The sequence below is a fragment of the Acutalibacter caecimuris genome, from assembly GCF_034335085.1.
Classification (GTDB): domain Bacteria; phylum Bacillota; class Clostridia; order Oscillospirales; family Acutalibacteraceae; genus Acutalibacter; species Acutalibacter caecimuris.
In genome coordinates, this window is sequence record NZ_JAWXXJ010000018.1 from 39,733 (window position 1) to 53,866 (window position 14,134).

10 protein-coding genes and 1 other annotated feature are annotated in these 14,134 nt (G+C 58.8%); of the genes, 2 read left to right on the forward strand and 8 right to left on the reverse strand.

The features are described 5' to 3' along the window. Positions 1 to 446: 446 nt before the first annotated feature. Complete coding sequence (gene ileS / locus U8U01_RS11525; RefSeq protein WP_322174393.1) at positions 447 to 3,554, reverse strand: isoleucine--tRNA ligase; 3,108 nt, start codon at positions 3,552 to 3,554, stop codon at positions 447 to 449. Between the two features lie 568 nt (positions 3,555 to 4,122). Here ileS and U8U01_RS11530 point away from each other — a divergent pair. Next, positions 4,123 to 7,323, forward strand: coding sequence for a cellobiose phosphorylase (locus tag U8U01_RS11530; protein ID WP_322174326.1), 3,201 nt, complete (start codon positions 4,123 to 4,125; stop codon positions 7,321 to 7,323). A 115-nt stretch (positions 7,324 to 7,438) separates the two neighbouring features. On the opposite strand, the gene U8U01_RS11535 is transcribed toward U8U01_RS11530, so the two are convergent. The 7 genes from U8U01_RS11535 to rplJ form a co-directional block, all read right to left on the reverse strand. Further along, on the reverse strand, positions 7,439 to 8,626 hold the full coding sequence (locus U8U01_RS11535; protein WP_322174328.1) for an ABC transporter substrate-binding protein: 1,188 nt from the start codon (positions 8,624 to 8,626) through the stop codon (positions 7,439 to 7,441). Further along, the gene (locus U8U01_RS11540; protein ID WP_322174330.1) at positions 8,623 to 9,438 is read right to left on the reverse strand and encodes an ABC transporter permease; all 816 of its coding nucleotides are present in this window, start codon (positions 9,436 to 9,438) and stop codon (positions 8,623 to 8,625) included. Before U8U01_RS11540 ends, U8U01_RS11535 begins: the two co-directional genes overlap by 4 nt. Next, the gene (locus U8U01_RS11545) at positions 9,435 to 10,262 is read right to left on the reverse strand and encodes an ABC transporter permease (RefSeq protein ID WP_322174331.1); all 828 of its coding nucleotides are present in this window, start codon (positions 10,260 to 10,262) and stop codon (positions 9,435 to 9,437) included. Before U8U01_RS11545 ends, U8U01_RS11540 begins: the two co-directional genes overlap by 4 nt. After that, the gene (locus U8U01_RS11550) at positions 10,252 to 11,397 is read right to left on the reverse strand and encodes an ABC transporter ATP-binding protein (protein ID WP_322174332.1); all 1,146 of its coding nucleotides are present in this window, start codon (positions 11,395 to 11,397) and stop codon (positions 10,252 to 10,254) included. Before U8U01_RS11550 ends, U8U01_RS11545 begins: the two co-directional genes overlap by 11 nt. A gap of 385 nt (positions 11,398 to 11,782) precedes the next feature. Beyond that, positions 11,783 to 12,163 (reverse strand): hypothetical protein, encoded by a 381-nt coding sequence (locus U8U01_RS11555; RefSeq protein ID WP_322174334.1) that lies wholly within the window; start codon positions 12,161 to 12,163, stop codon positions 11,783 to 11,785. Between the two features lie 264 nt (positions 12,164 to 12,427). Then, entirely contained in the window at positions 12,428 to 12,805 is a 378-nt protein-coding gene (gene rplL, locus U8U01_RS11560; RefSeq protein WP_322174335.1) for a 50S ribosomal protein L7/L12, read from the reverse strand. Between the two features lie 84 nt (positions 12,806 to 12,889). Continuing rightward, positions 12,890 to 13,426 carry a 50S ribosomal protein L10 gene (gene rplJ, locus U8U01_RS11565; protein WP_322174336.1) on the reverse strand — a complete coding sequence of 179 codons (537 nt, stop codon included), beginning with the start codon at positions 13,424 to 13,426 and terminating at the stop codon, positions 12,890 to 12,892. A 29-nt stretch (positions 13,427 to 13,455) separates the two neighbouring features. Next, positions 13,456 to 13,628: a sequence feature (ribosomal protein L10 leader region), on the reverse strand. 164 nt (positions 13,629 to 13,792) lie between these two features. On the opposite strand from rplJ, the gene U8U01_RS11570 reads away from it, so the two are divergent. Further along, on the forward strand, positions 13,793 to 14,128 hold the full coding sequence (locus tag U8U01_RS11570; RefSeq protein WP_322174337.1) for a hypothetical protein: 336 nt from the start codon (positions 13,793 to 13,795) through the stop codon (positions 14,126 to 14,128). Positions 14,129 to 14,134 lie beyond the last annotated feature (6 nt).

The following is a 14,134-nucleotide window of genomic DNA, read 5'->3' on the forward strand; positions in this document are numbered from 1 at the left end:
GCCTCCTGCTGGCTGTTTCCCGCTTGGCTGCCTCCGGCGGGTCAAGGAACTTTTTGAAAAAAGTTCCTTGACAATCTTCAAAAACTTTTTTGCCGTTTGCGGCCGGGTTCGTATGGCTGGGTTTATGCTCGACCGGGAGGTTTGGTTTTTCTTCTTTTTTCTTTTTCTTATTTTTCATTTTTTCTTTTCAGTTTTTGGTTTTCTGTTTTTTCATTTTTTATTTTTTTGTTGTTTTTCTTGTTTTTATTTTATTTTTTCTTTTTTGCGACCGCTTTTACTGGGCAACCTTCGCGGTCCAGGGGCGGTTGGCCCCTGGCGGATTCTTAAGGCGGAGCCTTAAGCCGCCGGAGGCAAAGGGCGGATTCTTATGCCGGCACCTTAACGGAAACAAGAAAAGAGCAACCCTCCTGTGGTACGGGAGGGTTGCTCTTTTTTGGGTGGGTGGTTTAGGGCTCTACCTTTTCTACGCCGAAGGTGGTGGTTTCGCCGTTGACGTCCCACTGGGCAGTGTAGCCTGCCAGTTGGCCGTAGGTGCAGCCGTCACCCAGCACGTCTGCCAGGATGGCGTCCTGGTTCCGGCGCAAAATGTCTTCCACCTTCCCGCTGCCCTGGTGGCTGACGCGGATGTGGTCTGTGACGTGGAAACCGGCGTCCTTGCGCATGGATTGCAGCTTGCTTACGATCTCCCGCACAAAGCCCTCTTCGATCAACTGCCCGGTCAGGGCTGTATCCAGCACCACGGTCAGCCCGCGGTCGGAAACCGAGGTGTAGCCCTCCTTCTGGGCTGTTTCGATCAGCAATTCCTCAGGCGTCAGGCTGATGTCCCCATCGGCCAGGGCAAGATGCAGGGCGCCGGTGCTGTCCAGTTCCTTTTTGGCGGCGGCGCCGTCCAACTGTTGCAGCGCCTGCCGGATGGCCCCCACCTGCTTGCCGTATTTTTGCCCCAAAACCCGCAACTGCGGCTTAAAGGTATAGGCGGTAAAGGCGGACATATCCTGAAGGAAAGCAATTTCCTTTACATTCAACTCCTGCCGGATGATCGCCTGGTACTGCTCGCCCAAGCCAGCGTCCCCGTCGGTGCAAAGCCGGCCCAGGGGCTGGCGGTTTTTGATATTGGCCTGGTTCCGGGCGGCCCGGCCCAGCGTGACGATCCGCAGCACCTCGTCCATATCCTTTTCCAGTTGGGGGTCGATACGCGCCGGGTCGCACACCGGGAAACGGCTCAGGTGCACGCTTGCGGGGGCGGAGGCATCCACCGAACACACCAGGTTGCGGTAGATCTCCTCGCTCATGAAGGGCGCCAGGGGGGCCAGCAGCCCGGCCACCGTGACCAGCGCGGTATACAGGGTCATATAGGCGGCGGTCTTATCGGCGGTTTCGCCCTGCACCCAGTAGCGTTCCCGGCTACGGCGCACATACCAGTTGCTCAGCTCATCCACAAAATCTTGTAGGGTGCGGGCAGTTTCCGGCACATGGTACTGGCTGAGGTGCGTATCCACCGCCTGCACCGTGCTGTGCAGCCGGGACAGCAGCCACCGGTCCATGGCCGTCAGCGCGCAGTCCTCCAGCCGGTACCGGGTGGGGTCGAAACCATCGATATTGGCATACAGCACAAAGAAGGCATAGGTATTCCACAGGGTGGAGAAAAACTTTTTTTGCCCCTCTACCACGGCTTTTTCGGAGAACCGTTTGGGCAGCCAGGGGGCGCAGGTGGTGTAGAAGTACCAGCGCAGGGAGTCGGAGCCGAACTTGTCCAGGATCTCGATGGGGTCTACCGCGTTGCCTTTGGATTTGCTCATCTTCTGGCCGTTTTCGTCCAGCACATGGCCCAGCACCAGCACGTTTTTGTAGGGGGCCTTGTCAAACAGCAGTGTGGAGATGGCCAGCAGGCTGTAGAACCAGCCCCGTGTCTGGTCCACGGCCTCGGAGATAAACTCTGCGGGGAACTGGCTTTCAAACAGGGCTTTATTCTCAAAGGGGTAGTGGTGCTGGGCAAAGGGCATGGAGCCGCTGTCGAACCAGCAGTCGATCACCTCCGGCACCCGGTGCATCTGCTTACCGCAGCGGGGGCAGGTGATGGTCACTTCGTCCACAAAGGGGCGGTGCAGTTCCACCTGCTCCGGACAGTTGGGGGACATCTCTTTGAGCTCGGCGATGCTGCCCACCGCGTGCCGGTGGCCGCAGGCGCATTCCCAGATATTCAGCGGGGTGCCCCAGTAGCGGTTGCGGCTGACCGCCCAGTCCTGGAGGTTTTCCAGCCAATCGCCGAAACGGCCCTGGCCGATGCTTTCCGGCAGCCAGTTGACGGTGTTGTTGTTGGCGATCAGCCGGTCCTTCACCTTGGTCATCTCAATGTACCAGCTCTCCCGTGCGTAGTAGATCAGGGGGGTGTCGCACCGCCAGCAGAAGGGGTAGCTGTGGGCAAACTTGGGGGCGCTGAACAGCAGGCCCCGGCTTTCCAGGTCCTTTAGGATCTCCTTGTCCGCGTCCTTGCAGAACAGGCCGGGCCACTTTGTTTCGGCGGTCATCTGGCCTTTCCCGTCTACCAGTTGCACCAGGGGCAGGCCGTATTTGCGGCCCACTTTGGCGTCGTCCTCACCAAAGGCAGGGGCGATGTGCACCACGCCGGTGCCGTCGGTCAGGGTCACATAATCGTCGCACACCACGTACCAGCAGCGCTCCTGGGGGCTGACGAAACGGAACAGGGGTTCGTACTCCTTGTGCTCCAGGTCCGCGCCCTTGCAGGTTTCCAGCACCGTGTAGCTACCCTCCCCCAGCACGGTATCGCAGAGGGCCGCGGCCAGGTAATAGGTGGACACCGTGTCCCCGGCGGTGTGTTGGACTTTTACATAGTCCTCCTGGGCGTTGACGCATAGGGCCACGTTGGAGGGCAAGGTCCAGGGGGTGGTGGTCCAGGCCAAAATGTACGCGTCCTCCCCCTTACACTTGAACCGGGCAATGGCGGAGCGCTCTTTTACGTCTTTATAGCCCTGGGCCACCTCGTGGGAGGACAGGGGCGTGCCGCAGCGGGGGCAGTAGGGCACGATTTTGAACCCCTTATACAGCAGGCCCTTCTCCCAGATCTGCTTAAGGGCCCACCACTCGCTCTCGATATAGCTGTTGTCATAGGTCACGTAGGGGTGGTCCATATCCGCCCAAAAGCCGATGGCTTTGGAGAAGTCCTCCCACATACCCTTGTACTTCCACACGCTCTCTTTGCATTTCTCGATAAAGGGGGCGATGCCGTAGGCCTCGATCTGCTCTTTGCCGTTGATCTTTAGGAGCTTTTCCACTTCCAGCTCTACCGGCAGGCCGTGGGTGTCCCAGCCGGCCTTGCGGGGCACGACCTTCCCCTTCATGGTCTGGTAGCGGGGGAAGAGGTCTTTAAACGCCCGTGTTTCCGGGTGGCCGATATGGGGCTTGCCGTTGGCCGTGGGGGGGCCGTCGTAAAAGACATAGGCTGGGCAGCCCGCCCGCTCCTCTACGCTTTTCTCAAAGATTTTGTTGTCTGTCCAGAATTTGACCGTTTCTTTTTCCCGCTCCACAAAGTTCATGTTGGTGGGTACTTCCCGGTACTTGCTCAAAACCATCATCCTTTCGCAAAATAAAAAATGCCCCGCCCCAAAACGGGACGAAGGCAACCTTCGCTATACCACCCATTTCGCCTATCGCGGGCATTGCCCGTATAATACGCGCCCCGGTAACGGCGGGTGCCGGCTCCGCTTAATAGGCGGCGGCGCCCCTGGGCACGCGCCGGCCGTTCGGCTGGCAACTTAGGAGGGATGCGGCCGCCATCCGGGCACCGGCTCGCACCAACCGCCGGCTCTCTGCGCCCATTCCTGGCACCGCTTGGCTCCATCTCAGTCTTTGGGGCCATTATACCACAGGCGCCGGGCAAAGTCAAGGTTGCCGCTGGGGTGGGGGCTACTTTTTTGTGCCGCGCTGCCGGTAGGGCCTGGCCAGGGGGGCAGGGCGGGTAAGTAAAATCTACAAAAATCCCTCAACAAATACGGCAGGATTGTTTGCGTTTGGGGGCCTGTTGTGCTATAATATCCGCAGGCCCCGCCGCCGGGCCTAGCCGCGGCGCTGACGGAAAGCCATCAATTTGAAAGGAGCACGCTTATGAGCAAACCATCATGCACGTTGCAGGGCGATACATTTGTTATGGAGGATTATGACCGCCTGCCGGCTTTTTCCAGCTTTTTGCCGGGCCTTGCGGGGGTAAAGGGCATACCCATCTGGTCTTTCTATACCAACCGCGGCCAGGGCATCAACAGTTTCGGCATACACAATAAGGACAACGCCATGATGGAGTTTAACTCTGCCATCACCGGCTACGAAAACGTGAACCTGAAGGGGTTTCGGACGTTTATCCGCCGGGACGGGGCTTTCTTTGAGCCCTTTTGCAGCTATGACCCTGCCGCGAAACGGCGTATGGAGATTGAGAAAAACGTGGTTTCGATTGCCGAGGAGGGGCACGGCCTGCGCATTGCCGTGGAATACATGGTGCTGCCCAACGAGAACATAGGTGCCCTGGTGCGCCATGTTACGGTGGAGAACCTGGGCCCCGCCTGCCAGTTGGAACTGCTGGACGGCATGGCGCAGATCATCCAGTATGGCCTGACCAACAGCCAGTATAAGGAGATGTCTAACCTGTTTAAAAGCTGGGCGGATATTAAGAACCTGGAAGGGCGCGCGCCGGTGTATACCATGCGTGCCTCCAGCGACGATTCCGCCGAGGTTTCGGAAATAGAGGGGGGCTACTTTTACTGTGTGGCGGCAGACGGCGCCTTGCAGCCTATTTTGTACGACAAGCAGGTGATTTTTGACTACAACCACTCCATGCAATGGCCTGTTACCTTTATGGAACAGGGTTTGGACGCTGTGCTGGCCAAGACGCAGTGCTTTGCCAACAAGGTGCCCTGCGGGTTTGTGCCCATGAAACGCCAACTGGCACCGGGCGAAACCTTTACCTTTACCGCCTATGCCGGCTTTGCGCCCTCGATAGCGCTGCTGAACAGCAAGACCCCGGCCTTCTGCCGGGAGGGCTATGTGCAGGCCAAGCTGGCCGAGGCCCGGAGCCTGGTGGCCCAGTTTACCCGCGACGTGTGGACCCGGTCCTCTGACCCGCTGTTCGACCGCTATATCGAGCAGTGCTACCTGGACAACTTCCTGCGGGGCGGCTATCCCTTTGTGATCGGCCAGGGGGCGGACAAAAAGGTGCTCCACCTGTTCAGCCGCAAGCACGGCGACCCGGAACGGGATTACAACTTCTTCTCCATTGCGGGGGAGTATTACTCCCAGGGCAACGGCAACTTCCGGGATGTGTGCCAGAACCGGCGCAACGACGTGTTTTTCTGCCCGGAGATCGGGGATTTGAACGTGCGCCAGTTCTATAACCTGGTGCAGATGGACGGCTACAACCCCCTGGAGATACGGCCCAACACATTTGCCATCCCCAGTGGCAACCTGGAGCAGGCCCGTGGGGTACTGGCCCGGTTTGTGCCCGGCGGGGAGGCGGTGCTGGAAAAGGTTATAGCTAAGCCCTTTACGCCGGGGCAGATCACCAACGCCATTGCGGCCCATGGGCTGGCCGTGCAGGGGGACGAAGAGGCGCTGGTGGAGGCCCTGCTCCTGCTGGCCGAGCAGCGGCAGGAGGCCGGTTTTGGCGAGGGCTACTGGTGCGACCACTGGGACTATGCCCTTGACCTGGTGGAGAATTACTTGCTGATTTACCCGGAGGACAAGGGCCGGCTGCTTTTTGAGGATAACAGCTACCGGTACTATGACAGCGTGGGGGTTGTACGCCCCCGCCGGGACACCTATGTGCTAAGTAAAGGCAAGGTGCGCCAGTACGGCGCGGTGGAGCATTGCCGGGAAAAAGCGGGGCGTCCGGGCTTTGTGGAGAACGGCACCAACTGGTTGCGGGACGAAACAGGCCGGCCGGTGACCACCAGCCTGTTCGGGAAGATGATGACCCTGGCCATCAACAAGTTTGCCCTGCTGGACCCGGAGGGCCTGGGCATTGAGATGGAGGGCGGCAAGCCCGGCTGGAACGACGCCATGAACGGCCTGCCGGGGCTTTTTGGCAGCAGTATGCCCGAAACCTTGGAACTTAAGCGCCTGGTGGATTTTATGTTGGCGGCCGTACGGGGGCAGTTGGCCCGGCAAACCGGCTTGGGTGTGGAATTGTGCCGGGAGCTGGCCGGTTTTATGCAGGGGCTTATGGGGCTGCTGGCGGAGGGCCTCTCCCCCTTTGACTACTGGGACAGGGCCGCTACCCTGCGGGAGGATTTCCGGGACAGGACGAAATTTTCCGTCAGCGGGGAAAAGGTGGCGGTACCCTTTACGGAGATTGAACGGGTGTTGTCCGCGTTTTCCGGCAAGCTGCACGCTGCCACGGCCAGGGCTTTGGAGATCGGCCGGGGCATTATGCCCACCTATTTTACCTATGAGGCCGACCGGTATCAGGTGGTAAAGAACCCGGACGGCACGGAGCGCATCAGCCCCTACGGCCTGCCCAGCGTCCGGGTGGAGCATTTCACCCGGCAGGATCTGCCCTATTTCCTGGAGGGGCCGGCCCGGATGCTGGCCGCCGTTACCGGGCAGGAACAGGAGGCGGCCGCCACCATGTGCGCCCGGCTGAAGGAAACGGACGTGTATGACGGGAAACTGAAAATGTACAAGACCTCCGCGCCGATTGAGGGCCTTTCTATGGAGAACGGCCGCATCCGGGCCTTTACCCCGGGCTGGCTGGAGCGGGAGAGCGTCTTTTTGCATATGGAGTACAAGTACATTTTGGGGATGCTGAAAGCCGGCCTGTACGAGGCGTTCTACGCGGCCATGGGCGACGCGCTTATCCCCTACCAGGACCCCGCCGTTTACGGGCGCAGCATTCTGGAGAACTCCTCCTTCCTGGCCTCCAGCGCAAACCCGGACCCCTCTGTACACGGCCAGGGGTTTGTGGGGCGGCTGTCCGGCTCTACGGTAGAGGCTATTTCCATGTGGCTGGGGATGTTCCTGGGGAAGGGCGGTTTCTTTGCCCAGGACGGCCAGGTACGGTTCCGCCTGGCCCCGCTGCTGGCAGGCCGTATGTTTGACGCCCAGGGCGAGGCCGCGTTTATGCTGTGCGGCCGGTGCCGGGTTACATACCATAACCCCGGCAAACAGGACTGCTATGGCCCCAACGGCGTAAAGGTGGCCCGTATGCAGGTGCATATGGAGGGCGGAGATATAGACGTGGCCGGCGATGTGCTGGAAGAAAAGCTGGCGCTGGCTGTCCGCGGCGGGCAGGCTGCGGCCATAGACGCCTGGCTGGCATAAGGCGGCTGCCCCCCTGTACCGCGCCCCACCCGTGCTGCCCGTTGCTTTTACCCATAAAAGGACGCCCCCGGTTTTACCGGGGGCGTCCTTTTATTAGGCTTAGGCCGCTTGACGGTCAGGCCAGTTCCCGCTTTCTTTTACGGCGCTTATACACGATAATGGCTATATAGACTGCCAAAAAGCCCAGTATGATCGCCACCAGCACCGCCGATTCCCCCGGCCCGCCCATTTTGACCTCTGCCCACAACTGGTCCAGCAGCGCCGCTGTTTCCGTAGGCAGGTTTACAAAGACCTGGGTATTGGCCAGGGTTTCCTGGCTGGGGTAATGCAGGGGGCTCTCCACCACTTCCGGGTCCATAAAGGCTTTGGCGGCGCTCTCCGGGGTGGAATAGCCTACGTAGTCCATGTTGGCCCCGGCGATCTCCGGGTCGCACAGGAAGTTGATGTACGCCTCCGCCTCCGCCTTATGGCTGGCCGTGGCGGGGATGCACAGGGCGTCTACAAAGAAGTTGGTGCCCTCTTCGGGCACGGCAAAGGCAATGTTGTCCGAATTATCCACCAAAATGGCCGCGTCGCCTGCGTAGTAGGGGGCGATCCAGGCTTCCCCGCTCTCCATTTTGTCGAAGATCTGGTCCATCACATAAGCCTGCACCAGGGGTTTTTGCTGTTTCAGCAGGGCCGCGGCCTCCTGCCAGGCAGCCGCGTCGGTACCGTTTACATTTTGCCCCAACAGGAACTGGGCAACGGCAAAACTGTCCCGTGGGTTGTCAAACATCAGGATCTTCCCCCGGTAGCGGTCATCCCAGAGGCTCTCCCAGCCGGTGATCTCCTCCTGGATATAGTCGGTGTTGTAAAAGATGCCCACTACCCCCCAGGTGTACGGCACCGAATACAGGTTCTCCGGGTCGTAATCCGGGGCCAGGAACTGCCGGTCAATGTAGGAGAAGTTGGGGATATTCCCATAGTCCAGCCGGGCCAGCATCCCTTCGTCAATCAGCCGGGACACCATGTAGTCGGAGGGGACGATCAGGTCATAGTCCGCGCCGCCGCCGGCCAGCTTGGAGTACAGGGACTCGTTGCTGTCAAACGTGGTGTAGTTTACGTCAATGCCCGTGCGCCGGGTAAACTCGGCGTTTACGTCCATGGAGCCGTCCGTGCCGTTGGCTATATACTCCCCCCAGTTATACACATTGATGGTCACATTGCGCCGGGGGGCAGGCGCCTCCCCGCTGCCGGCACAGGCGCAGGGGGCCAGGGCCGCCGCGCACAGGGCGGCCATCAGCAGTACAAAAAGCTGTTTCATTGCTCCTCCTCCATTTCCCGGATCTGCCGGTTCACCTTGGCCGTGCGGGTGTTCACCACGATGAGCAGGGCCATGACCACCACAAACAGCACCGTGGACAGGGCGTTGATCTCCGGGCTCACCCGTTTCCTGGTCATGGAATAGATGTAGATGGGCAGGGTCTGGGTGGTGCCGCTGGTGAAGTAGCTGATCACGAAGTCATCGATGGACAGGGTGAAGGCCATGATCATCCCCGTGACGATGCCGGGCATGATCTCCGGCAGCACCACCTTGAAGAAAGCCTTGACCGGCGGGCAGCCCAGATCCTGGGCCGCCTCGTACAGGGCCGGGTCCATCTGCCGCAGTTTTGGCAGCACCGAGAGGATGACATAGGGCAGGCAGAAGGTGATGTGGGCCGCGATGATGGAGGCCATCCCCAGGCTTCTGCCCCCAAACAGCCCCACCGCGAACACGAACAGCAGCATCATGGACACGCCGGTGACGATCTCCGGGTTCACCATGGGGAAGTTGGTGATGTTCATCATCACCCGGCGGGGCAGGCGTTTCATGGAACTGATGCCAATGGCCGCCACCGTGCCCAGCACGGTGGACACCACAGCCGCGGCCAGGGCGATCACCAGGGTGTTGCGCAGGGCTTCCAGGATCAGCCGGTCGCTGAAAAGCTTTTCGTACCAGCGCAGGGAAAACCCGCTGAACACGGTGCGGCTGGCCGTTTCCGTATCGTTAAAGGAGAACACGATGAGCACCAGGATGGGCGCGTACAGGAACAGGAAAATGAGGCACGTGTACACCTTGCCGATTGCTTTTGTCATAGCAGCATACCCCCTCCCGCGTTTTCCTGGCCGTCATCAAACTGGTTCATAATGCCCATGCAGATGAGGATGATCACCATGAGCACCAGGGAGATGGCCGAGCCCAGGTTGGGGTTGTAGGCGCTGCCTAAGAACTGCATATCGATCAGGTCGCCGATGAGCAGGTTGCCCCCGCCCCCCAGCATTTTGGAAATAATGAAGGTACTGACTGCGGGCACAAACACCATGGTTACCCCGGAAATAATGCCTGGCATACTCATGGGCACCGTTACCTTGAGGAACACCTTCCGGGCGTCGGCGCCCAGGTCCTGGGCGGCCTCGATCACGCTGGGGTCGATTTTTGTCAGCACCGAGTACAGGGGCAGAATCATATAGGGGATGTAGTTGTACACCATGCCCAGCACCACGGCCCCGGCGGTGTTGATCATATGGACCCGGGGCAGGCCCACGGCCGAAAGGGCGGCGTTGATGAGCCCGTTGTCCTCCAGCAGGGTCATCCAGGCATAGGTGCGCAGCAAAAAGTTCATCCACATGGGCAGCATGACCAGCATGACCATGACGCTTTGGCGCTTGGCCGGCAGCCGGGAAATGGTATAAGCCAGGGGGTACCCCATTACCAGGGAAATAACCGTGGCCAAGGCCCCCAGCCAGATGGAGCGCAAAAACACATTGGAGTACTGGCCCACACTGAGGATGTTGTCTAAGGTAAAGTGCCCCCCCTTGTCCGTGAAGGCGAAAATGGCCACCAAAATCATGGGCAGCACAATAAAGATGGTCATCCACACCGTATAGGGGGCGGAAAGGAGCCTGGAGTTAGTTTTCATCCCCGCTGCCCTCCTCGCTGGCCAGCCTGTCCTCCTCCATTTCATCGGAGAAGGTGCTGTAATCGCCAAATTTGCCGGAATACTGGGACTTGGCCATAACGTGGATATCGTCCGGGGTCAGGGAGAGGCCGATGCGGTCGCCTACCTGCCGGCAGTCGGTGGACTGGATCATCCACTTAAAGCCCGCCACATCCACGATGATCTCGTAATGCACGCCTTTAAACGTTACGTTGGTCACTTCGCCGGTAATATGGGTGGAGTCCGCCTGCACCACGTCAATGTCCTCGGGCCGGATGACCACATCCACCGGGGTGTTGGTGCCAAAGCCCTTATCCAGGCACTGGAACCTGTGCCCGGCAAATTTCACCTGGTAATCCTCCAGCATCAGCCCGTCCAAGATGTTGGACTCGCCGATAAAGTCCGCCACAAAGGCGTTTTCCGGCTCGTTGTAAATGTCCGTGGGGGAGCCGATCTGCTGGATCACCCCGCCGTCCATGACCACCACCCGGTCGGACATGGACAGGGCCTCTTCCTGGTCGTGGGTTACAAACACAAAGGTGATGCCGGTTTGCTGCTGGAGCTTTTTCAGCTCCACCTGCATATCCTTGCGCAGTTTCAGGTCCAGGGCGCTGAGGGGCTCGTCCAGCAGCAGGACCTTGGGCTCGTTGGCCAGGGCCCGGGCCATAGCCACCCGCTGCTGCTGCCCCCCGGAAAGCTGGCTGACCCCCCGGTGGGCGTAGCCGGTCAGGTTCACCATGGCCAGCATCTCGTGCACGGTCTTTTTGACTTCCTTCTCCGGCTTGCCTTTTAGGCGCATACCAAAGGCGATGTTGTCGTACACGTTTAGGTGGGGGAACAGGGCGTACTTTTGGAAGATGGTGTTCACCTCCCGCTTGTGGGGGGGCAGGGCCGTGATGTTTTCGCCATAAAAAAACACATCCCCCGCATCCGGCCTGATAAAGCCCCCGATGGTGCGCAGCACGGTGGTTTTTCCGCAACCGGAGGGCCCCAAAAGGGTAAGGAACTCCCCGTCCCGGATGTCCAGGCCAAACCCGGACAGCACCGGCTCGCCATCAAATGATACGGCGATGTCTTTGAGCGAAATGATAGACTTTCCCCATGTGCTTTGGTTCATGATTTGCATTTCTCCTTTGCGGCCGGCGCCGGACAGGCACCGGGTAAAAATTAGTTGCGTGTCTTTCGTTATTCACAACATAACCCAGCCCGGAATGGGGCGCGCTGCCTCCCGCAAAGGATTTTGGGTCCTCTGCCTGCGCTTTTCGGCAGCAGGCACAGGCCGGAGCAGCGTAAATCCGGGCCGCTTTTATGGCCGCGGACCTCCGACACACGCGGCCTTTTTCAGATGCAAACGCAATGTATTAACTATACGAAAAAACGCAGGATTTGTCAAGTGCTATTTCGGCCCGTTCAGGCGGGAATGGGGCCACAAAAAACAAGCAAAAAATTGAGCCGGCAAAAGCCGGCCCAATTCGAGGTAAAATATGAAAGGACGAAAACCCTTATACTCTATATCTTGTGGCATATGCACCTTGCTGGTACAGATCTTGCCCATTCCGGCGGCTTTGCCGGCGTGCACGGACACTGCGCCTGTGGTTTGCCCTGCGGCAGGCCCTTGCGTACATCAGCAGGGCGGCCAGCGGGATGGCCAAAAGGGCCATGAACCCGGTCAGGCTGGTAAGGAACGAGATGCCCGGCCCCTCCACCGCAGGCGCGGAGAGCTCCTGCTGCTCTACCTGCCGGCTTTGGGCCTGCTGTATGTAACGGTCAACCGCTTCCTCCTGGCTGACCCGGCTGGCAGCGCTTAGCACTGCGACCAGCACCACTGTAAGGATCAACACCAGCATAAAGGGGATGAGTTTGCTGAAAACCTTCCGGCCCATTCCATGCCTCCCTACCGCCCCATTGGCGGTAAATTATGTCTATTGAAGATTGCATTTTAATTACAACTGTTACAAATTGGTTACATTCTAGCACGTATTACGGAAAAATGCAAGGGGATTCAGAAATGTTAACAGAATGTTCACATATAACCCGCTCCAAACTGCTTTCGTCCTCCTGTATGCCGTGCCCGATAGCAAAAACGGGCAGGTTTTCCCTGCCCGTCCTTGCACAAGTATTCTTCACGCATCCCGTAGCCGCAAAGCTTACTTTACTTCTACCTCAGCGCCGGCCTCGGTCAGCTTGTTCTTCAGGGCCTCGGCGTCGTCCTTGGAGATGCCTTCCTTCACGGCCTTGGGGGCCTCGTCAACCAGAGCCTTGGCTTCCTTCAGGCCCAGGCCGGTAGCCTCTTTAACCACTTTGATGACGTTGATCTTGTTGGCGCCGGCGGACTTCAGGACTACGTCAAACTCGGTCTTTTCCTCAGCAGCGGGGGCAGCGGCAGCGGGGGCAGCTACGGCCACGGCAGCGGGGGCAGCGGCGGATACGCCGAACTCCTCCTCCAGAGCCTTGACCAGCTCGGAGAGCTCCAGGACGGTAAGGGCCTTTACTTCTTCAATGAGATTGGTTACTTTCTCAGACATGGTAATTTCCTCCAATTTAATAGGATAATTTTTGTTTTATGGTACAATCTTTTTGGTATCTGCGCCAAATCCCACAGGCTACCCTTACGCAGACTGCTTTTCCGCAATGGCGTTCAGTGCGATAACCAGGCTGCGGATCGCGCCGCTGCACACGTTGGCCAAGCCCTGGATGGGCCCATTCAGGCCGCCAAGCACCTGGGCCAGCAGCACTTCTTTGGGGGGCAGTTTTGCCAATTCCTCAATGCCATTGGCGTCCACCGCGGCGCCGTCAATAAAGCCGGCCTTGACCTGGAAAGCGGCGTTGGGGTTGGCTTTTACATACTCGGAGAAGATCTTGGGGGCCTCGGTATAGCCCTTGTCGCTGTAGGCAATGGCTGTGGCGCCGTTCAGGTACCCGTCCAGGCCCTCGATCCCCGCGTCCTTAAAAGCACGGGAGAGCAGGGTGTTCTTGACAACCTTGTACTCGCAGCCGGCCTCACGCAGTTCCTTACGCAGCTTGGTGTCCTTTTCCACGCTGATGCCTGTGTAGTCTACCAGCACGCCAACATTGGCGGTCTTAAAGGCCTCGCACAGTTCAGCCACCTGCTGCTTTTTCTGTTCCAGAATTTTCTCGCTGGGCAATTTGTTTCACCTCCGATACATGGTGTTGCCAGTCCAAAACAAAAGCGCCTTCCCGCCGGAAAGGCCGGGAAAGGCGCTGGAATGCAAGCAAATGCAGGGGTATGCCCCTGTTCCACACGCTTATCTCCCCTCGGCAGGCCGGTTTCCCATTTCAGCCCGCATGGCGGGCGCCTGCTGTCTTTGGTTGGACAGCTTTGTTATTATAGCACGGCCCACAGGAAAAGTCAAGCCAAAACCTTCAAGGATTCCGCAAAAGAAAACGGGATTGCCCTCCCCTCTTACGGTATTCTTACAGTTTCTCTGCACATCTTGCGGCCGTATCACCCATCATGCTATACTAAAAGAAAAGCAAAATGGTGAGCTGTTATGTTAAACCCGCTGAATCAAAGATTTATCCAGTTCATTTTTACCGATCTTTTTGGTTTCTGCTATTTCGTGCTGCCCGTATTTCTGGCCTTCACCTGCCAGGTGTTGCTGTGCTTTCGTACAAAACGCTTCCTGCTCAAGCTGCTACCCGCCGCTTTGGGCGTTTTGCTGATAGCGGCGGTCCTGGGCGCGTTCCTGGCTCTGGGTGAAAACCTGCTCTACCTCTTCCCCCTGGGCATTGCCGGGTTGATCTGGCTGGGCAGCCTGGCCGGCTGGCTGGTTTACGGTGCCGCCCGGCTCCTTTGCCGGCTCACAAAAAAGACGCCCTATGGATAGGGGCGC

What these genes read in the sequence shown, in the direction of transcription:
- ileS (WP_322174393.1), bottom strand. Translation starts at nt 3,554, where the DNA reads ATGAACTTTGTGGAGCGGGAAAAAGAAACGGTCAAATTCTGGACAGAC.
- U8U01_RS11530 (WP_322174326.1), top strand. Translation starts at nt 4,123, where the DNA reads ATGAGCAAACCATCATGCACGTTGCAGGGCGATACATTTGTTATGGAG.
- U8U01_RS11535 (WP_322174328.1), bottom strand. Translation starts at nt 8,626, where the DNA reads ATGAAACAGCTTTTTGTACTGCTGATGGCCGCCCTGTGCGCGGCGGCC.
- U8U01_RS11540 (WP_322174330.1), bottom strand. Translation starts at nt 9,438, where the DNA reads ATGACAAAAGCAATCGGCAAGGTGTACACGTGCCTCATTTTCCTGTTC.
- U8U01_RS11545 (WP_322174331.1), bottom strand. Translation starts at nt 10,262, where the DNA reads ATGAAAACTAACTCCAGGCTCCTTTCCGCCCCCTATACGGTGTGGATG.
- U8U01_RS11550 (WP_322174332.1), bottom strand. Translation starts at nt 11,397, where the DNA reads ATGAACCAAAGCACATGGGGAAAGTCTATCATTTCGCTCAAAGACATC.
- U8U01_RS11555 (WP_322174334.1), bottom strand. Translation starts at nt 12,163, where the DNA reads ATGGGCCGGAAGGTTTTCAGCAAACTCATCCCCTTTATGCTGGTGTTG.
- rplL (WP_322174335.1), bottom strand. Translation starts at nt 12,805, where the DNA reads ATGTCTGAGAAAGTAACCAATCTCATTGAAGAAGTAAAGGCCCTTACC.
- U8U01_RS11570 (WP_322174337.1), top strand. Translation starts at nt 13,793, where the DNA reads ATGTTAAACCCGCTGAATCAAAGATTTATCCAGTTCATTTTTACCGAT.